Genomic DNA, 18,145 nt, shown 5'->3' with positions numbered 1-18,145 from the left:
CCGGATCGGAATGATCCGGGTGACGTCCGGCCATGGTGCCGGGCGTTGCATCCTGCGCCACCTGCCACGCTATCATGGCGCCTTTGCCCTCCCACCTGGTGCGCATGCCGGCACAGAAAGCCACGCTTCCGGCGGCGATGATCGTCGTCGCCTTTACCGTTCCCCTGCTCGTGTCGAAGCACACGCTGCCGCTGGCCACGTTCTATGGCGAGTGGACGGCGGCCGCACTCGGCGTACTGCTGGTGGCCGTGCTGGCGCTGACGCGCCTCGAAGACCGGCTCGCACCGGTGCGCGGCGCGCTGCCATGGGTGGCCTGGCTGCCGCTGTGGCTGATCGTGGTGACGATCGCGCAGGCCGCCACGGGCATGGCCGACATCACGGGCACGCGGCTCACCACGCAGCTCGTTCTGGCGCTCGGCGCCGCGACGATGCTCGCCACATGGCAATTCGGCCAGAACATGTCCACGGAGCGGCGCGCCACGATCGTCGATGCGCTGGCGATTGCGCTGCTGGTGGCGGGGCTGCTGGGCACGCTGGCGCAGTGGGTCCAGGTGTTCCGGATGGAAGACCAGGCGTTCGGCCTCGTCTCCGAGTACTTCTACAGCGCCAACCGCCGGCTGTGGGGCAACCTGAACCAGCCGAACCACCAGGCCACGATCCACGGGCTGGCGCTGGCGGCGGCGGTCTGGCTGGCCACGCGCGGCTGGCTGCAGTTTCCGAGCTGGCTCGTGGCCACGCTGCTGCTGGAAAGCGGGATCGCGCTGTCGGGCTCGCGCACGGGTGTCGTCCATGTGGGCCTGGCTGCCAGCTACGCGCTGATGGCGGCGGCCATGGCGCGCGGCACGCCGCGCGGGGCCAGCCCGATGCACCGCTCGCCGGGGCTGGTGGCGGCTGCGGTGATCCTGGTGGTGGGCATCCTCGTGATGCAGCCCGGCATCAAGCTGGCCGGGCGTGCGTTCGACTGGCAACTGTTCGACACCGTGGCGCAACTGCAGTCGAGCAACCAGATGTCGGCACGCGGCGCGATGTGGGCGCAGGCGCTGGCGATGTTCCGCGCCCATCCGCTGTTTGGCGTGGGCTACGGCGAGTTTGGCTGGGCGCAGTTCCAGCAGGCGGCCGAGGTGGGCGTGGTGGCCGAAATGTCACTGCATGCCCACAACGCGGTGCTCGACCTGATGGCCAAGACCGGCGCGGCCGGGGCAGGCGGGGTGGCGCTGGTGCTTGCCGCGTGGCTCTGGCGCGTGGTACGGGCGCGCATCTGGCGCGGGTCGACGGCCGAGCGCGTGGCCACGGCCCCGGTGCTGGTCTGGCTGGCGATGCTCGGCGCGCATTCGATGCTCGAATACCCGCTCCACTATCTCTATTTCTTCCTGCCGTTCTGCTTCATGCTCGCGTGGCTCGATCCGTCCGGGTTTGGCCGGCGCCTGCCGCGCGGTGCGGCGGGGCTGGCCGGCGTGGTGTTCGTGGTGGCCGCGGGCTTCGTGCTGGCGGGGATGTGGCAGGACTACAAGCGCGTGGAAGCCCGCGAATACGCGAGCGACGCCCAGCGCGACAGCCTGCCGATGCCGCGCCAGTGGTTCCGCCAGCACGCCGCGTCAGACGCGGCCGAGCGGGCGGCGATTACCTACGGTGACGCGCGGACGCTGTTGCCGGCCCATATGGCGGCCTTGCACCTGCTGCCAACGCCGACGATGATCCGGCGCACGGCGTGGCTGCTCGCGCTGACCGGCGAGCAGGTGCGCGCGCGGCTATGGATGGAACGCCTGCGCTACTACTACCAGGGCGACGAGGCCGCGCAACTGGCGGCGCTGGTGCACGATTGCGAGGCGGTGGCTTCCAGCCACCGGCCGCGCGAGTTCTGCGCCTGGGCCACGCACCGCGAGCGTCATCCGCGCGGCGGCGGCTGAGGCGGACGGTCGTGCCTCAGCGGACGTAGCCGGGCGGCGGCGGAGGCGGGTAGTAGGGCTGGTAGTTGGCCGGCGGCATCGCCGCCCGCGCCGGGGGCGGCGTGTTGACCATGCGCCCATAGACCGGCACGCGGTTGCCGCTGGCGTACATGCACTGCACGTAGGCGGCGTCATAACGCTGCTGCGAGCCATAGCCGGCGTTGTACGAGCTGCCCGCGCCCACCGCCGCGCCAGTCAGCAGGCCGATGCCGGCCCCGACCGCGGCACCCGAGCCGCCATCGAACGCCGCCCCGGCGGCAGCGCCCAGCGCCGTACCCAGTGCCGCGCTACCCACGGCGGCGGCGTTGGCGTTCTGCTGCGGACTGGTGCCGCCGATCTGGCCGAAGGCGTACTGGCGGCAGTTGTAGTCGTCGCCCCGGAACTGGTCGAACGACTTGTTGGTACCCGGCAGCGCCATCACGCTCGGACCCGATGGCATCACGGCGCAGGCGCCCAGCGCGCCCGTGGCGGCCAGCAGCAGACAAACGGAACGGGTTCTCATGACGCGGCTCCCGGCAGGGCGGACGAGGCCGTGGGCGCGCCCGGCACCGGCACGGCGGAAGAGGGCGCACGCGGCTGCTCGCGCTGCCAGCCGCCCGGACACTCCTTCACGTACGGGTAATAGCCCTGCGGCTGGTTGCAGAAGTACCACCAGGCGTTGGGCGACGTGCCATCGGTCAGCGCCGGATTGCCGTCGCTGCCCTGCTCGATGTACTGCGGCGGATTCGGCGCCGGCACCGCCACCACAGCCGGCGGCGCGTAGTAGCCCGGCGCATAGTACGGCCCGTAGTAGGAGCCGTACGGTCCCCATCCCGGCCCCCAGCCCGGACCACCCCAGCCGGGACCCCAGCCCGGGCCATAGCCCCAGCCCGGTCCCACATAGACCCCCACGCCGACACGCGTGCGCGCCTCGGCCGTCGTTGCAAATGCGACCGCCCCAATCGCGGCCAGCGCCAGAGCCACCTGGCAGAGCTTGCGCCCGTTCATGATCGTTACCTCGAATTGCCTTGCCGCAGGCCGACGCCCGCCAACTTCCCATTAACGTCCGACTCGTACTGCCGGGATACCGGCACAGATGGCGGAATTGTTACGTTCTATTGAACATCAATTTGCCCGAGACCGGCACCGCGCGGAGGCTTCTGAAATGTGGCGTTACGGCTATTACCGGCAGGACAACCAGACGGAGCTTAGCCCCTTGGAGGGGTGTTGGGGTGCCGCAACCAGAACATTGCGTGCAGTTCTGCTAGATTGCAGACCAAACGAATAATTGGTGAGAAGCCCCGACATGGCCGAATCCTCAAAACCGCTGAACATGCGGATCGAAGGGAGACTCAAGAGCTGGAATGGCGACAAGGGATTCGGGTTCATCACGCCCATGGAGGGTGGCCCGGATGTCTTCGTCCACATCTCGGATTTTCCGAGGGAGGGCGGACCACCAAGGCCCGGCGAACGGCTGAACTTCCAGATCATGCTGAACCGGGATGGCAAGACGCGGGCGATTCTGGTCCAGCGACCCGGTGCCGCCCCGGCAGCGGCTCGCCGGGGGAGTCCGCAACCGCCAGTCCGCACGGGGAAAGTAACCGGCTACCGCGTGACGGCATGGGTCGTCGTTGCCATGCTCTGTGCTGCCGCGTTCGCCGGGTATGACAGCCTGGCCAGGCGGTCCAGCCCGCCTGTGGCGTCGATCACCGAACCAGTCGAGGAACCGGTGGCGGTGCAGCCTGTCGCCTTCCGCTGCGATGGCCGGAAGCACTGCAGCGAAATGACATCGTGCCCGGAGGCCCGGTTCTTCCTGAACAACTGTCCCGGCACAAAAATGGACGGCGATGGCGACGGGGTGCCCTGCGAAGAGCACTGGTGCCGTGGCAATTTCGCCAGATAGCCGGGCGCGGCCTCAGGAAGCCACCCAATCCCCAGACTTCCCGCCATGCTTCTCCAGCAGCTTCACATTGCCGATCACCATGCCCCGGTCCACCGCCTTGCACATGTCGTAGATCGTCAGCAGGGCGATCTGGACGCCGGTGAGGGCTTCCATTTCCACGCCGGTCTGGCCCTGGGTTTCGGTGCGGACCACGCAGGCCACAGTGCTGCTCGGGGCGTCGAGGGCGAAGTCGACGGCGACGCGGGTCAGGCCGATCGGGTGGCATAGCGGGATCAGGTCGGCGGTGCGCTTGGTGGCCATGATGGCGGCCACGCGGGCGATGCCGAGCACGTCGCCTTTCCTGGCGGTGCCGTCGCGGACCAGCGCGAAGGTTTCGGGCTGCATCGTGATGGTGCCGGTGGCCACGGCCACGCGGTGGGTGCTGGCCTTGCTGCCGACGTCGACCATATGGGCCTGGCCGGCGTTGTCGAAATGGGTGAGCTGGGTCATGGGCGGAAGCGGGCCAGACAGGGCTTGCCCGATGGGAACGTCATCGAGAGGCCGCTATCATAGCAACATGCCAAAGACTTCATGGCCTCGCCGCCTGCCCGTCCGGTCGAGCGCCCGCGCAAACGTTCCTGCCGTCTCTGCTCCGCCTGCCGTCCGTGCGTCACTTTTGGCGCGTGCGCTGGCGGCTGCGCTCGTGCTGACTGTGGCCGCGCCGGCGTGGCCGCAAAGTGCCTCGGCGGGGCGCACGCCGGCCTCGGCGCCGGGTGCCGCCGCTGCCGCCAATCTGCGGTTGTCCGGCCAGCCCGCGGCGACGGCCGGGTTGCCGGCGCCGTCGGTACCGCCGGGGCTTTCCGGCGATGTCAGCGATCAGGTCTACGACAATCTCAGCCGCAGCGTGCGCGCCGGGCAGAAGTCAGATTTCGGGCTGCGCAGCGGCAATACCGTGGTGGAGTCGTCGGGCATCCAGCTACCCGATCTGGGCGATCCGTCGACCGCGTCGTTGTCGCCGGATATGGAGAAACGGCTAGGCGACCGCATCATGCGCAGCATCCGGCGCGATCCCGATTACGTGTCCGACCCGCTGCTGAACGATTACCTGAACGCCATCGGCTACCGGCTGGTGCAGGCCGCGCGGCGCCAGAACCTTGCCGGCACGTCGGGTGCTGGCACGTTCGCCACGGGTTTCGAGCTGTTTGGCGTGCGCGACCGGTCGATCAACGCGTTTGCGATGCCGGGCGGTTATATCGGCGTGCATACGGGGCTGCTGGTGCAGTCCGATACCGAGTCGGAACTCGCCTCGGTGCTCGGCCACGAAATCGGCCACGTCACGCAGCGCCACATTGCGCGCGGGATCACGACCCAGGACCAGTCGATGTGGATTGCGCTGGCGTCGATGGTCCTTGCCGGGCTGGCTGCCACCAAGAGCGGCGACGCGGCGGCGGCGCTGGCCATGGGCGGGCAGGGCGCGGCCGTGGCCAACCAGTTGTCGTTCTCGCGCGGCGCCGAGCGTGAGGCTGACCGGGTCGGCTTCCAGATCATGACCGCCGCCGGTTTCGATCCGCAGGGCATGCCCGATTTCTTCCAGCGGCTGCAGCGCGTGACCGGCATCTCGGACACTTCGGTGCCGGCCTACGTGCGCACCCACCCGCTCACCTCCGAGCGGATCGCCGACATGACCGACCGCGCCCGCCATGTCTCGGCGCGCAAGGTGCCCAACACCCCCGACTACGAGTTCGCACGCGCCCGGGCCGCTGTCATCCAGGCGCCCACGCCGAACGACGTGCGCAACGTGCTGGCCTCGTTCCAGGCGCAGACCAGCACGGCCTCGGCCGTACGGCTGCCGGCGGTCTACTACGGCATGGCGTTCGCCAACCAGCGGCTCGGGCGGTTCCAGGATGCCGAGAAGGCACTGACCGAGGCCCGGCGGCTCTACGGCAACATTCCCGGTGCCACCTCGGGCACGCCGATGCTCGATGTGATGGCCGTGGAGCTGGCGCGCGGGGAAGGTCGCATTCAGGACGCGCTGAACCAGGCGTCGGCCACGCTCAAGGCGTTCCCGCTCTCGCACGCGGCCGCGCTGGCCTATGCGGACACCCTGGTCGCGGCGAATCGCCTCAACGACGCCGTGGCGTTTTTACGATCCCGCACGCGCGAGGAAACGGGCCGGTCCGAATGGTGGGAGTTGCTGGCGCGCGCCTACGCGGCGCAGGGCAAGCGGCTGCAGCAGCATCAGGCGCTGGCCGAGAAGTACGCGATGGATGGTTCTTACCAGGCCGCCATCGAGCAACTGCAGATCGCCCGCAAGGCGACCGATGGCGATTTCTACACGCTGTCGGAGGTCGACGCGCGGCTGCATCAGCTGCAGCTGCAGTACAAGGAGGACCGGCAGGACAGCAAGGGGATGCCGAACTAGCAGGCTTGGTTCTTCCCGTGGTTGTCTCCCCTCTCCCGCTTGCGGGAGCGGGGAGACAACAATCACTCCCCCACCGGTTCCCTCACGAACCCGAACCTTCCGGCTACCTCGGCCTGCACAATCGGTTCGATCTCCAGATCCCGCCCGCCGTAGTGAAACACCCCCAGCGTCGCCCCGCACGCCTCGCCGTGCCAGTCGCAGCTCGTGCTGAAGGCGTCGAGGTCATGGTCGTGCAGCAGCGCGGCCTGCTGGCCCGCCACGCCGGCCACGGTGCCTGCCAGCACCACGTTGCCGTGCTCGTCGGTGAAGCATGAAGTCGGAACAAACGCGCGGCCCGTCGTGGTGGACAGCACGCCGTTGTGCAGCCGGACGATCCAGGGCGTGTAGGCCAGCGACACGAACACGCGCTGCGGGCCGTTCTGGAAGAACCAGCCGCCGCGCTCGTCGTGCGTGTAGTTGCGCTCGATGAAGCCGATCAGCGCCTCGTGGCGGATCGGGTCGCCCGACAGCCCGTGCTGCTGCGCGTACTCGTTGCGCATGCGCCATTGGCCGCGCCGGTCCAGCGCCAGCCAGCCAAAGCAGTTCGGCACATTGGGCCAGCGGGCCATGGCTTGCCTGACTACCTCGTCCATGGTCGGTCTCCTTTTACTTGCGGGTGGCGCCCACGGTGTCGAAGTACGCCAGGATGCGCGCCGGCAGCCAGTCGATATGGCCGGCCACGGGCAGCAGCGGCAGGTGGCCGAGCAGCCCCTCGCGTGGCGTCATGAAGCCCACGTGGCCGCCGTGCTCGGGCTGTTCCAGCGTGACATCGGCGCTGACTTCGGCGGGGCCGGGCAGGTGGCGGCCCGGCAGGAAGGGGTCGTTGCGCGCGTTCAGCACGAGCGTGGGAATGCGGATCTCGCCCAGGATCGGCTTGCTGGAGGCGCGGGCCCAGTAGTCGTCGGTATCGCGGAACCCGTGCAGCGGCGCCGTGACCACGTTGTCGAACGCATACAGGTCGCGGCTGGCCAGCATCGTGGCGCGGTCGAACAGGCCCGGGAACTGGTCGAGCTTGGCCAGCGACTTGCGCTTGAGCGTCTGCAGGAACATCCGCGTGTAGAGCATGTTGAAGCCGCCCGAGAGCGCCGCACCGCCGGCGGCCAGGTCCAGCGGCGCCGAGATGGCCGCCGCCGCGCGCAGGAAGCCGGCCGCGTGGCCGTCCTCGCCGAGATAGCGCAGCAGTGCGTTGCCGCCCAGGGAGACCCCTACGGCCAGCATCGGGCGGGCCGGCGTGGCGGTGTGCACGGTGTCGTGCAGGCGCCGCAGCACCCAGCGGATCTCGGCCGAGTCGCCCGAGTGGTAGAAGCGCGGCGCGTGGTTCAGCTCGCCCGAGCAGCCGCGGAAGTGCGGAATCACGCCCTGCCAGCCGCGCTCGCGCAGCGCGGTCATCAGCGTCTGGGAATAGTGGCTGCGCGAGTCGCCTTCGAGGCCGTGGAACATCACCACCAGCGGCGCGTCGGGCGCGGCGGGGTGGGTGGTCCAGTCCAGATCGATGAAATCGCCGTCCGGGGTGGTCCAGCGCTCGCGCCGGAACGTCACGCGACGGTGCCGCGTGAAGCGGGCCGGCAGGATGGTCTGCGCGTGGCCGCCGCGCAGCCACCAGGGCGTCTGGAAGGCGTCGCCGAACAGCATGGGCGCCCCGGCCGTCAGTGCAGGGCCTGACCCGGGGCGGAGGCCACGGCGGCCACCTGCACCGCGTTGGCCGGGCTGCAGTGGATATGGGCCAGGCGCCAGCCCTCGTGGTTCTGCATCAGCACGTAGGTGGTGTGCACGAACAGGTCGGCCTCCACGCGGCCGTCGCCGAAGCGCAGCGCCTCGGTCACGTCGAAGATCGACACGCCCAGCGAGGCGTGGCTGCTGGTCTCGATGGCATCGATCAGCACGGGCTGCTCTTCGAGCAACTGGGCGAAGGCCTGGCGCAGGCTGTCGTGGCCGATCAGGCGCTGGCCGTCGGGCATGACGCAGGTAACCGAGTCTTCGTCCAGCCAGAGCCGCAGCGCGCCCTCGGCGTCGCGCAACTTCATGGCTTCTCGGAAGGCATCGACGATGTCTTCGGCGGAATCGAACAGGCGGGCGAAACGAGGCATGTTGGCGTGGTCAGGGGCGGTGCAGGAGTTTGCGCAACTCGACGAACACCATTTCGGGTTCGATCTCCTTGAGGCAGCGCAGGTGGCCGAGCGGGCACTCACGTTTGAAGCAAGGGCTGCACTCGAGTTGCAGCCACATGATACTCGCAGCCTGTGACAGCGGGGGCGTATGGCGCGGGTCGCTCGATCCGTAGACGGCCACCTGGGGCCGGTTCAGGGCGGCCGTCACGTGCATCAGGCCCGAATCGTTGCAGACCGCGGCCTCGGACAGCGCCAGCAGGTCCACGGCGTCGTCGAGCGAGGTCTGGCCGCACAGGTTGCGCACGAAGGGCGCCCCGGCGACGATTTCCCCGGCGATCTCGCTGTCCTTGGCCGAGCCCAGAGTGATCATCTGTGCATACGGATACGAGCGGCGCAGCATCTGCGCCAGCGCCGCGAAATGGGCGGCGGGCCAGCGCTTGGCCGGGCCGAACTCGGCGCCGGGGCAGAACGCGATCACGCGCGTGCCGGGGGCGATGCCGAAGCGGCCCGCCGTGGCCGCCATGCGCGCGGGGTCCACCTTGAGCTGCGGGTCGGGAATCGATTCGGGCAGGCGGGCGCCGGGCTTGAGCGCCAGGCGCGCGTAGTGCTCCACCATCGGCGGGCGGTTGTCGCGCGGCGGGTTGGCGTGGCGGATGTTGAGCATGCCGAAGCGCGCCTCGCCCCGGTAGCCGATGCGCAGCGGAATGCCGGCCAGGAACGGGATCAGCGCCGATTTCAGCGAGTTCGGCAGCACGTAGGCCACGTCGTAGCCCTCGTGCTTGAGCTGCTGGGCGAACATCAGCCGCGCGCTGAGCTGCAGCTTGCCGTGCGCGAGATCGCTCGGAAACACCTTGCCGATCTCGGGCATGCGCGCCAGCACGGGCGCCACCCATTTGGGCGCCAGGGCGTCGATCACCAGGCGCGGGTGGCGCGCCTTGAGCAGTGCGAAGAGCGGCTGCGCCATCAGGGCGTCGCCGATCCAGTTCGGGGCAATAACGAGGGCTTTTCTCATGGAGTGGGTCTTGCGTGGCCCTTTTCTGCGGTGCCCGGGCATGTCAACGCCCCGGGGCGCTGGGCGGCCCGGGGCGTCAGGTCGAAACGGCAGGAGGAAGCGTGCGCCGTGCGGATCAGTGGTGACCCTTCAGCACGGTGCCCGGCTTGAGCTTGTACACGGTACCGCAGTACGGGCACTTGACCTCGCCGGTATCCGCCACGTCCAGGAAGACGCGCGGGTGATAGTTCCAGGCCGGGGTGTTGCCGGTGGGGCAGTGCAGCGGAATGTCTTCCGCGCCGATTTCTACGAGGGTTGCGGTTTGCGTCATGGTCTTGCGTTTGTCTTGCGTTGTCTTGCAGGGAGGAGGAATTCTGGTGGGCGGGCGCCGGTCAGACCAGCGTCAGCCACTTCTTGTACTTCTCGTCGGTGCCGCCCACGGCCGCGAAGAACGTGTCCTGGATACGCTTGGTGATCGGGCCACGGCGGCCTTCGCCAATGACACGGTCGTCCAGTTCGCGGATCGGGGTGACTTCGGCGGCGGTGCCGGTGAAGAAGGCTTCGTCTGCGCAGTACATCTCGTCGCGCGTGATGCGCTTTTCGCGGACTTCGATGCCGAGGTCGCGGGCGATGGTCAGCGTGGCGTCGCGCGTGATGCCGTCCAGGCACGAGGCCAGGTCCGGGGTGTAGATCACGCCGTTGCGCACGATGAACACGTTCTCGCCCGAGCCTTCGCTGACGTAGCCGTCGGTGTCGAGCAGCAGCGCCTCGTCGTAGCCCAGGCCGGTGGCTTCCTGGTTGGCCAGGATCGAGTTGATGTAGTAGCCGCTGGCCTTGGCGCGCACCAGCGAGACATTGACGTGGTGGCGCGTGAACGACGAGGTCTTCACGCGGATGCCGCGTTCCATGCCTTCCTCGCCCAGGTAGGCGCCCCACGGCCAGGCGGCGATGGCCACGTGGATCGTGTTGCCCTTGGCGGAGACGCCGAGCTTCTCGGAGCCGATCCAGACCAGCGGACGGATATAGCCGGAATCGAGGTTGTTGGCGCGCACCACCTCGCGCTGGGCGGCTTCGAGCGTGGCTTCGTCGAACGGCATGGCCATCTGGAAGATCTTGGCCGAGTTGAACAGGCGGCGCGTGTGCTCCTTGAGGCGGAAGATCGCCGGGCCGTCCGGGGTCTTGTAGGCGCGCACGCCTTCGAAGACGCCCATGCCGTAGTGCAGGGTGTGCGTCAGCACGTGAATCTTGGCGTCGCGCCATTCAATCAGCTTGCCGTCCATCCAGATCTTGCCGTCGCGATCCGCCATCGACATGGTTGTCTCCCTCTGCACCAACGAAAGTCGTAAAGGCGCCATTGTAAGCCGCGGGGCCTTGCGTGCCAACGCGGGCCGCCGGACGCCCGTTCTACCGATCTACAATCGCAGCTTTGCCCGGAAGCCTGCGCGTGGCCCAGCCCGATCCCGTCCCCGACCGCCCCGAACCGCACGACCCTGCCGATCCCGCCGCGCCGGACTGGCAGGACACGCTCGGGGCGCTCGAAGCGCTGGCGGGCGGGGCGCCGCCGTCCGAGACCCCCGGCGGCGCCCGCCGGCTGGTCTGGGCGCTGACCTTGGATGTCGACGGCGAGATCGGCACGATCGAACCGCTGGCGCAGGGCTGCGGCCCGCGCGGCTGGGGCCAGCCCCGGCCGGTTCCGCTGGCCCGCGTGGCCGCGGACGACACGCTGCCGCCCTGGGATGCCCGCGTGGCACGGGCGATCCGGCGCGACACCTCGCGCAGCCGCCGCCACGTGCTGGACCGCGCCGCCGCCGCGCTGGCGCTGGTCGGGCACCCCGCCGTGGTCCTGTCCCACGCGCCGACCGTGTTGCTGGAAGTGGTGGAAGGGTCTCCTGCGCTCGAAGCCGTGCGCGAGGGCGACCGCTACTTGCTCCGTATCGTGCCGCCGCCGCGTCCGGCCCGGGCGATGGAGGATTTCCTGCCCGCCGCCGCGAAGCAGGAGGCCGAGGCGCTGCGCCAGATCACGGTGCTGCAGGACGGCGCGCGGCGGCTGCGCGTGATCCGCTTCACCGAGGCCCAGCAGGGCGCCGCGAAGCTGATCGCGGGCGGGTTGGCGGTGCCGGCCAACGCCCAGGCGCGGCTCGACAGCACGCTGCGGGCGCTGGCCGGGCATTTCCAGATCCACGCCGATCGTGCGGGCGAGGCGCGCGAGCGCGAGCCCGAAACGCGGCTGCGCGCCGAGGTGGCGCCCGTGGGGCGCGGCATCAGCCTGCGGCTCGTGGTCACGCCGCTGGGGCCGCTCGGGCCACGGCTGGCGCCGGGCCATGGCCGCGCGCAGCTGATGGCCACGCTGGGCGGCGAGACGCTGGTCACCACGCGCGACCTCGACGCCGAACTGGCCCATGTGGCCGAAGTGTTCGATGCGCTCCCGTTCCTCGTGCAGCAGGCGCCGGCCAGCGGCGAACACAGCTGGACGCTCGACGACCCCGAGGACGCACTGACCGCCGTGGAGATGCTGCCGGGCCTGGCCGGCGTGCTCGACCTCGAATGGCCGCGCGGCCGCGAACTGCGCCTGGTGGCCGCCGACCTGCCGCAACTGGCGGTCAGCGTGGAAACCGGCAGCGAGTGGTTCAAGCTGGTGGGCGAACTGCAGGTGGCCGAGGGCCTCGTACTTTCGCTGGAGACACTGGTCAAATGGGCGCACGGTCATGCCGGGCGCTTCATCCCGATGGAGCACGGCGTCTACGTGGCGCTGACCCGGCAGTTGCGCGACCGCCTGCGCGACCTGGCTGGCGTGGGCGATACCGTGCGCGACGGCATCCGTGTGCCGCTGGTGGCCACGCCGTGGCTCGACGATGTGCTGGCCGGCGTGGGCGTCGATCCCGACGCCCACTTCCGCACCCGGGTCGGGCGGCTGCGCGCCGCACGCGAGGCCGACGCGCCGGTGCCGGCCACCCTGGCCGCCGACCTGCGCCCGTACCAGTGCGAGGGCTTCCGCTGGATGATGTCGCTGGCCGAGGCCGGGCTGGGCGCCTGCCTGGCCGACGACATGGGGCTGGGCAAGACGCTGCAGTCCCTGGCCGTGCTGCTGGCACGCGCGCCGGACGGGGCGGCGCTGGTGGTGGCGCCGACCTCGGTGTGCGGCAACTGGGCGGCCGAGGCGCGCCGCTTCGCGCCGTCGCTGCGCGTGCAGGTCTATGCCGAAGCGGAAGGCGAGGGCGGGCGGGATGCCATCGTCGGACAGGCCGGCGCGCACGATCTGGTGATCGTCTCGTACACGCTGCTGCAGCAGGCGCGCCGCGCGTTCGGCGCGCGGCACTGGCACACGGTGGTGGCCGACGAGGCCCAGTCGTTCAAGAATCCGGCCTCGCGGCGCGCGCAGGCGATGTTCGCGCTCGATGCCGGCTGCCGCATCGCGCTGTCCGGCACACCGGTGGAGAACCGCCTGGCGGAACTCTGGGCCGTGATGCGCTTCTGCAATCCGGGCTTGCTCGGGTCGCTGGCGCGCTTCAACGAACACTTCGCCAATCCGATCGAGCGCAACGGTGCCCGCGCGCCGCGCGTGGTGCTGCGCCGGCTGATTGCGCCGTTCGTGCTGCGCCGGACCAAGGCGCAGGTGCTGGACGAACTGCCGCCGCGTACCGAACTGGTGATCCGCGTGACGCCGGAGCCGGCCGAGGCGGCGCACTACGAGGCGCTGCGGCGCCAGGCGCTGTCCGAGGCCGAGCGCGCGCTGCTGCGTCCGAAGCAGGACAAGCGCGCCCGGGCGACGCTGCCCGAGCCCGAGGCGCGTATCCATGTGCTGGCCCAACTGATGCGGATGCGGCGCGCCGCGTGCGATCCCCGGCTCGTCACGCCCGAGGTGGCGCAGCCCGGCGCCAAGGTGCGGGCCTTTGCCGATCTGGTCGCCACGCTGGCCGCCAACGGCCACCGGACGCTGGTCTTCAGCCAGTTCGTCGATTTCCTGCAGATGCTGCGCGACGCCATGGCGCAGGCCGGGCTGGCGTACCAGTACCTGGACGGCGCCACGCCGGCCCCGGAGCGCACGCGCCGCGTGGCGGCCTTCCAGGCGGGCGAGGGCGATGCGTTCCTGATCAGCCTCAAGGCGGGCGGCTTCGGGCTGAACCTGACTGCCGCCGACTACGTGGTGATTGCCGATCCGTGGTGGAACCCCGCCGCCGAGGACCAGGCGATGGGGCGCGCGCACCGCATCGGCCAGCAGCGGCCGGTCACGGTCTACCGGCTGATCTCGGCGGGCACCATCGAGGAACGGATCGTCGACCTGCACCAGGGCAAGCGCGCGCTGGCGGACGGCGTGCTCGACGCGGCGGACGGCGAAGCCATGGGGCGCGCGGCGGTGCTGCCCGATATCGACGAACTGGTGGGGCTGCTGCGCAGATAGGGTGGCGGCATCGCGGCACGCATCGTATTTTCGCCACGAAACAACAGTCGCCGGATCACTTTTAAGTCACTGCTTACCAGCGGCGGCCGCGCGCCTATAATGGGGCTCCGCCATCGGCCGCGCCTTGCGTGGCCGATGGCGTATCCGATGGCGACGCCGCTTAAGACGGCCGCCGTCCCGCTTCCTCTCCGCCTTCCGCCCATGACACCCCGACAGTTGTCCCCGGCGTGGTCTCGCCTCTGGCATCGCTTTGCCGAGGTCGAGCGCAACGCCTTTCTCGACGGCGCGCGTTTCTTCGCGCCCTCGTTGCCCGCGATCTTCTCGTGGGGCCTGGTCACCGGGGTGGCCATGAGCAAGTCGGCGCTGACCGTGCCGCAGGCCATCGGCATGTCGCTGCTGGTCTACGCGGGCTCGGCCCAGCTGGCCGTGCTGCCGCTGTTCGCGGCGGGCCTGCCGATCTGGACGGTCTGGCTCACGGCGGCCGTGGTCAACCTGCGCTTCCTGATCTTCAGCGCGGCGCTGCTGCCGCATTTCAGCTACCTGCCGGGGTGGCGCCGCACGCTGCTGGGCTTCTTCAACGGCGACCTGCACTTCGTCTATTTCATGCAGCGCTATGCCGAGCCCGGCTACGCGCCGGGCAAGGAAGGCTATTTCTGGGGCATGGCGCTGATCAACTGCGCCACGTGGCAGGTGTCGTCGCTGGTGGGCATCCTGCTGGCGAGCCTGTTCCCGGACAGCTGGGGACTGGCGCTGGCGGGCACGCTGGCGCTGATCCCGGTGATGGTCTCGACGATCAACTCGCGCTCCACGCTGATGGCCGTGGTGGTGGCCGGCGTGGTGGCGCTGCTCTGCTTCGACCTGCCGTACCGGCTGGCGCTGGTGCTGGCCGTGGTGTCGGCCATTGCCGCCGGCATGGCCAGCGACGAGATGGCGGCGCGCGCCACGCTGCGCGGCATCCGCCGGCGCGGGCCGGAGGCGCGCACGCGGGAGCAGGCCAGCGGCCCGCAGGCGGGAGACCGCCCATGAGCGCCACGGAAACCTGGATCGCCATCGTCGGCATGACCGTGGTCACGGTGCTCTCGCGCGCGCTGTTCCTGATGGCAGGCGAGCGCGTGACCGTGCCGGACCGCATCCAGCGGGCGCTGCGCTATGCCCCGGCGGCTGCGCTGGCGGCGATCATCCTGCCGGACCTGCTCACGTTCGAGGGCCATCTTGCGCTCTCGCCCGGCAACGACAAACTCATGGCCGGCATTGCGGCCACGGTCTGCTACGTGCTGACCCGCCGCATGGTGGGCATGATCGTGGTGGGGATGGCGGTGTACACCGCGCTGCGCCTGCTGGGCTAGCGGGCGTCGCAGGGGGCGGGCTCGGTCAGGACACTGCCCAGCCGCGTGAGCAGGTGTGCAAGCTGCGCCTGCGTGCTGGTATTGGTCTTGGTGAAGATCGACTTGAGCTGCGAGCGGCTGGTTTCGCGCTTGATGCCGAGCTGCAGGCAGGCGTCGGGCAGGCCGATGCCGGTGGTCAGCAGCACCGCCAGGCGGCACTCGGCCGGCGTCAGCGCATAGAGATCGCGCAGCACGGCCGGGATGGCGCGCGGTGAGCCGTGGTGCTCGTGAATCGTGACCAGCACCGGCTGGCCCTGCCAGTCGGGCGTGAGATACAGGGCCGGCTTCATCGCCAGCGCCACGATCTGCGCGGCGCGGCCATCGGCGCCAATGGCCTGGATGGCCTGGGTGGCCTGCAGCGTGCCGGGATCGGCCAGCGCGCGGAACACCTCGCCGAACGGGCGCGACAGCCGCCAGCCATGGCCGTTGGCCTGGCCGGGGGCGCCAGGGGTGCCCGGCGCCATCGCCCGGGCCGCATCCGCTGCCGCGGTGCCGGGCAGCAGCCGCCGAACCCATGGCTCGCCGGCCGGGTTGGTCAGCAGCGCCTTGCCGGACTCCGCGAACACGATGACGCCGAACGGCAGCCGGTCGAGCAGGTCTGCCGAGACATGGCTCTGGGCCGCCACGCCGTGCATGCGCTCGCGCAGCGCCATGGCCTCGCGCAGGTGCGGGATGGCCCAGTCCAGCCGGCGCGCGTCATCCTCGGAGAACCCCGCCTCGCCGGCCGGGCGCTGCAGGGCCAGGTACACCTCGTGGCTGCGCTGGCGATCCACCAGGCAGGTCATCGTCGACGTGTGCAGGGGCTCGTCGAAGGCGTTGCCGTCGAGCGGAAACCGGGCCGGCGCCGCCAGCGGCACCTCGCGGCGGTCGATGTGCCAGCTGCCCACGGGCAGCGAGCCCGAGGACGGCAGGCCGCCGGGCAGGGCGGGCGAGCGCGTGGGGCGGGCGGGATCGCCGGGCACGATATCCACGGCATGGCGTGCCAGTACGGTGTGGCGGCCGGCGTCGACCACAACCAGCGAGGCCTGGCTGCTTTCGCTGTACCGGCAGAGGGCGTAGAGGCTGCGTTGCCACGCCATCGGGTCGAAAACACCTTGATAGAGGCCACGGATGGTCTCGTGCATGTCACCTTCGGTCATCCTGCTTCTTCCTGTCTCGTGAGGCTGTTCTTGTCGGGGCAGGCGCGGGAAGACGGTTCCGCATGTCAGGCTGCCCGGGCGTGCCGGTTCGAGGGCCGGTGCCGGATGGGGGATCACGGTGCGACGGCGCGCCGCCCCGTGGCGCGCGCATGGGCAGGATGAAGAACCTGGGTGGGATGCGCGCCGCCATGACGCGCGAGACAGAACAGAAGACGTGCGGATACACCACGGCTCGAACCGTGGACGGTTGCAGATTCCATGTGACTACCCCTGTGCACTCCAACGACATCCTTCCCGCCGATTTGCTCAGCCTGCGGGAATGGTCTTTTCGTCAACGGCCGATCTGGGTCGGCTCGTCACCATAATGTACTAAAACCGCCAAAAATGGCTTGGGTGTCTGACGATGCATATGTTTAATACATTGGGCCATACAATAAACCAAACACGCGCGTCTGCAACCCGTTGTATCCCCCAATTTGGTGGGGGTACTCGCGTGTCGGAAGTTGTCCTTTCGACACCTGTCGGCAAACCCTCAAATCCGTATCGGCGATCAGGTAAAATGCCGGTTTCCCCGACTTTCATGTGCGGCATCATGCCGTCCGTCCTCCGCGCTCATAGCCATGACCTCTGTCCTGCGTCTTTCCGATCTCATTTCCCAAGGCAAACTTTCCGGCAAGCGGGTGTTCATCCGCGCCGACCTGAACGTGCCGCAGGACGACGCCGGCAACATCACGGAAGACACCCGTATCCGGGCCTCCGTGCCGGCCATCCAGGCCAGTCTGGAGGCGGGCGCGGCGGTGATGGTCACGTCGCACCTGGGCCGTCCGACCGAGGGCGAATTCAAGCCCGCTGATTCGCTGGCCCCGATCGCCACGCGCCTGTCCGAACTGCTCGGCAAGCCGGTACGCCTGGTGCAGAACTGGGTGGATGGCGTGGACGTTGCACCGGGCGAGGTCGTGCTGCTCGAAAACTGCCGCGTCAACCAGGGCGAGAAGAAGAACAGCGACGAACTGGCCCGGAAAATGGCCAAGCTCTGCGATGTGTACGTAAATGATGCATTTGGTACAGCCCACCGTGCCGAGGCCACCACGCATGGCATTGCCAGGTACGCCCCGATCGCCTGCGCCGGCCCGCTGCTGGCTGCCGAAATCGACGCGCTGGGCCGTGCGCTGGGCCAGCCGGCCCGTCCGCTGGCCGCCATCGTGGCCGGTTCGAAGGTGTCGACCAAGCTGACCATCCTGAAGGCGCTGGCCGACAAGGTGGACAACCTCGTGGTCGGCGGCGGCATCGCCAACACGTTCATGCTGGCCGCCGGCCTGAAGATCGGCAAGTCGCTGGCCGAGGCCGACCTGGTAGGCGACGCCCGCGCCATCATCGACATCATGGCCGCACGCGGCGCCTCGGTGCCGATTCCCGTCGACGTGGTCTGCGCCAAGGAATTCAGCGCCACGGCCGCCGCCACCGTCAAGGACGTGGCCGATGTGGCCGACGACGACATGATCCTGGACATCGGCCCGAAGACCGCCGCGATGCTGGCCGACCAACTGAAGACGGCCGGCACCATCGTCTGGAACGGCCCGGTCGGCGTGTTCGAGTTCGACCAGTTCGGCAACGGCACCAAGGTGCTGGCCGAAGCCATTGCGTCGTCGAAGGCGTTCTCGATTGCCGGCGGCGGCGACACGCTGGCCGCCATCGCCAAATACGGCATTGCCGACCGCGTGGGCTATATCTCCACGGGCGGCGGCGCCTTCCTGGAATTCCTCGAAGGCCGCAAGCTGCCGGCCTTCGAAGTGCTGGAACAGCGCGCCGCCGGCTGACGCGGCGCACAGGCGGCCGGCACGTGCCGGCCTGACGT

General features: G+C 69.6%; 17 protein-coding genes. 7 read left to right on the top strand and 10 right to left on the bottom strand.

Going from position 1 to position 18,145, the window contains the following annotated elements; genetic code table 11:
• The first annotated feature begins 104 nt into the window (after positions 1-104).
• A complete protein-coding gene (locus EV147_RS10455; protein WP_130391260.1) occupies positions 105-1,907 on the top strand; it encodes a PglL family O-oligosaccharyltransferase in 1,803 nt (600 codons plus the stop codon).
• A gap of 16 nt (positions 1,908-1,923) precedes the next feature.
• On the opposite strand, the gene EV147_RS10450 is transcribed toward EV147_RS10455, so the two are convergent.
• On the bottom strand, positions 1,924-2,448 hold the full coding sequence (locus tag EV147_RS10450; protein ID WP_130391003.1) for a hypothetical protein: 525 nt from the start codon (positions 2,446-2,448) through the stop codon (positions 1,924-1,926).
• Positions 2,445-2,933 carry a hypothetical protein gene (locus tag EV147_RS10445; protein WP_130391002.1) on the bottom strand — a complete coding sequence of 163 codons (489 nt, stop codon included), beginning with the start codon at positions 2,931-2,933 and terminating at the stop codon, positions 2,445-2,447. Before EV147_RS10445 ends, EV147_RS10450 begins: the two co-directional genes overlap by 4 nt.
• Before the next feature lie 298 nt (positions 2,934-3,231).
• Here EV147_RS10445 and EV147_RS10440 point away from each other — a divergent pair, with 298 nt between their 5' ends.
• The gene (locus tag EV147_RS10440) at positions 3,232-3,828 is read left to right on the top strand and encodes an excalibur calcium-binding domain-containing protein (protein WP_235844649.1); all 597 of its coding nucleotides are present in this window, start codon (positions 3,232-3,234) and stop codon (positions 3,826-3,828) included.
• A gap of 12 nt (positions 3,829-3,840) precedes the next feature.
• Here EV147_RS10440 and moaC read toward each other — a convergent pair whose 3' ends face one another.
• On the bottom strand, positions 3,841-4,317 hold the full coding sequence (gene moaC, locus EV147_RS10435) for a cyclic pyranopterin monophosphate synthase MoaC (RefSeq protein ID WP_130391001.1): 477 nt from the start codon (positions 4,315-4,317) through the stop codon (positions 3,841-3,843).
• 31 nt (positions 4,318-4,348) lie between these two features.
• Here moaC and EV147_RS10430 point away from each other — a divergent pair, with 31 nt between their 5' ends.
• Complete coding sequence (locus EV147_RS10430; RefSeq protein ID WP_130391000.1) at positions 4,349-6,229, top strand: beta-barrel assembly-enhancing protease; 1,881 nt, start codon at positions 4,349-4,351, stop codon at positions 6,227-6,229.
• A 62-nt stretch (positions 6,230-6,291) separates the two neighbouring features.
• Here the strand turns inward: EV147_RS10430 and EV147_RS10425 are convergent, their stop codons facing one another.
• The 6 genes from EV147_RS10425 to EV147_RS10400 all read right to left on the bottom strand — a co-directional run bounded on the left by EV147_RS10425 (position 6,292) and on the right by EV147_RS10400 (position 10,680).
• Positions 6,292-6,861, bottom strand: a complete 570-nt coding sequence (locus tag EV147_RS10425; protein WP_130390999.1) for a DUF2946 family protein — start codon at positions 6,859-6,861, stop codon at positions 6,292-6,294.
• Between the two features lie 13 nt (positions 6,862-6,874).
• Complete coding sequence (locus tag EV147_RS10420; protein ID WP_130390998.1) at positions 6,875-7,900, bottom strand: hydrolase; 1,026 nt, start codon at positions 7,898-7,900, stop codon at positions 6,875-6,877.
• 14 nt (positions 7,901-7,914) lie between these two features.
• A complete protein-coding gene (locus EV147_RS10415; RefSeq protein ID WP_130390997.1) occupies positions 7,915-8,355 on the bottom strand; it encodes a YybH family protein in 441 nt (146 codons plus the stop codon).
• Positions 8,356-8,365: 10 nt separating this feature from the next.
• Positions 8,366-9,388, bottom strand: a complete 1,023-nt coding sequence (gene waaF / locus EV147_RS10410) for a lipopolysaccharide heptosyltransferase II (RefSeq protein ID WP_130390996.1) — start codon at positions 9,386-9,388, stop codon at positions 8,366-8,368.
• A 115-nt stretch (positions 9,389-9,503) separates the two neighbouring features.
• Positions 9,504-9,698: a zinc-finger domain-containing protein gene (locus tag EV147_RS10405; protein ID WP_130390995.1), complete on the bottom strand. Its 195-nt coding sequence runs from the start codon at positions 9,696-9,698 to the stop codon at positions 9,504-9,506.
• Between the two features lie 61 nt (positions 9,699-9,759).
• Positions 9,760-10,680, bottom strand: coding sequence for a branched-chain amino acid transaminase (locus tag EV147_RS10400; RefSeq protein WP_130390994.1), 921 nt, complete (start codon positions 10,678-10,680; stop codon positions 9,760-9,762).
• Positions 10,681-10,811: 131 nt separating this feature from the next.
• Here EV147_RS10400 and EV147_RS10395 point away from each other — a divergent pair, with 131 nt between their 5' ends.
• From EV147_RS10395 to EV147_RS10385, 3 genes are all read left to right on the top strand, one after another.
• On the top strand, positions 10,812-13,766 hold the full coding sequence (locus EV147_RS10395) for a DEAD/DEAH box helicase (RefSeq protein WP_235844648.1): 2,955 nt from the start codon (positions 10,812-10,814) through the stop codon (positions 13,764-13,766).
• A 201-nt stretch (positions 13,767-13,967) separates the two neighbouring features.
• Entirely contained in the window at positions 13,968-14,792 is an 825-nt protein-coding gene (locus EV147_RS10390) for an AzlC family ABC transporter permease (protein WP_130390993.1), read from the top strand.
• Entirely contained in the window at positions 14,789-15,112 is a 324-nt protein-coding gene (locus EV147_RS10385; RefSeq protein WP_130390992.1) for an AzlD domain-containing protein, read from the top strand. Before EV147_RS10390 ends, EV147_RS10385 begins: the two co-directional genes overlap by 4 nt.
• Here the strand turns inward: EV147_RS10385 and EV147_RS10380 are convergent.
• On the bottom strand, positions 15,109-16,290 hold the full coding sequence (locus tag EV147_RS10380) for a helix-turn-helix transcriptional regulator (protein ID WP_130390991.1): 1,182 nt from the start codon (positions 16,288-16,290) through the stop codon (positions 15,109-15,111). The two genes, EV147_RS10385 and EV147_RS10380, sit on opposite strands and share 4 nt — an antisense overlap.
• A 620-nt stretch (positions 16,291-16,910) precedes the next feature.
• On the opposite strand from EV147_RS10380, the gene EV147_RS10375 reads away from it, so the two are divergent.
• Positions 16,911-18,107, top strand: coding sequence for a phosphoglycerate kinase (locus tag EV147_RS10375; RefSeq protein WP_130390990.1), 1,197 nt, complete (start codon positions 16,911-16,913; stop codon positions 18,105-18,107).
• Positions 18,108-18,145 lie beyond the last annotated feature (38 nt).

The sequence above is a fragment of the Cupriavidus agavae genome (genome assembly GCF_004217045.1).
Classification (GTDB): Bacteria; Pseudomonadota; Gammaproteobacteria; order Burkholderiales; family Burkholderiaceae; genus Cupriavidus; species Cupriavidus agavae.
The sequence above is the reverse complement of the archived record's forward strand: the minus strand, read 5'-3'. Positions and strand labels throughout refer to the sequence as shown.

Excerpts from the sequence above, each read along its gene's own strand:
- EV147_RS10455 (WP_130391260.1), top strand. The coding sequence starts at position 105 with ATGCCGGCACAGAAAGCCACGCTTCCGGCGGCGATGATCGTCGTCGCC.
- EV147_RS10450 (WP_130391003.1), bottom strand. The coding sequence starts at position 2,448 with ATGAGAACCCGTTCCGTTTGTCTGCTGCTGGCCGCCACGGGCGCGCTG.
- EV147_RS10445 (WP_130391002.1), bottom strand. The coding sequence starts at position 2,933 with ATGAACGGGCGCAAGCTCTGCCAGGTGGCTCTGGCGCTGGCCGCGATT.
- EV147_RS10440 (WP_235844649.1), top strand. The coding sequence starts at position 3,232 with ATGGCCGAATCCTCAAAACCGCTGAACATGCGGATCGAAGGGAGACTC.
- moaC (WP_130391001.1), bottom strand. The coding sequence starts at position 4,317 with ATGACCCAGCTCACCCATTTCGACAACGCCGGCCAGGCCCATATGGTC.
- EV147_RS10430 (WP_130391000.1), top strand. The coding sequence starts at position 4,349 with ATGGGAACGTCATCGAGAGGCCGCTATCATAGCAACATGCCAAAGACT.
- EV147_RS10425 (WP_130390999.1), bottom strand. The coding sequence starts at position 6,861 with ATGGACGAGGTAGTCAGGCAAGCCATGGCCCGCTGGCCCAATGTGCCG.
- EV147_RS10420 (WP_130390998.1), bottom strand. The coding sequence starts at position 7,900 with ATGCTGTTCGGCGACGCCTTCCAGACGCCCTGGTGGCTGCGCGGCGGC.
- EV147_RS10415 (WP_130390997.1), bottom strand. The coding sequence starts at position 8,355 with ATGCCTCGTTTCGCCCGCCTGTTCGATTCCGCCGAAGACATCGTCGAT.
- waaF (WP_130390996.1), bottom strand. The coding sequence starts at position 9,388 with ATGAGAAAAGCCCTCGTTATTGCCCCGAACTGGATCGGCGACGCCCTG.
- EV147_RS10405 (WP_130390995.1), bottom strand. The coding sequence starts at position 9,698 with ATGACGCAAACCGCAACCCTCGTAGAAATCGGCGCGGAAGACATTCCG.
- EV147_RS10400 (WP_130390994.1), bottom strand. The coding sequence starts at position 10,680 with ATGTCGATGGCGGATCGCGACGGCAAGATCTGGATGGACGGCAAGCTG.
- EV147_RS10390 (WP_130390993.1), top strand. The coding sequence starts at position 13,968 with ATGACACCCCGACAGTTGTCCCCGGCGTGGTCTCGCCTCTGGCATCGC.
- EV147_RS10385 (WP_130390992.1), top strand. The coding sequence starts at position 14,789 with ATGAGCGCCACGGAAACCTGGATCGCCATCGTCGGCATGACCGTGGTC.
- EV147_RS10380 (WP_130390991.1), bottom strand. The coding sequence starts at position 16,290 with ATGACCGAAGGTGACATGCACGAGACCATCCGTGGCCTCTATCAAGGT.
- EV147_RS10375 (WP_130390990.1), top strand. The coding sequence starts at position 16,911 with ATGACCTCTGTCCTGCGTCTTTCCGATCTCATTTCCCAAGGCAAACTT.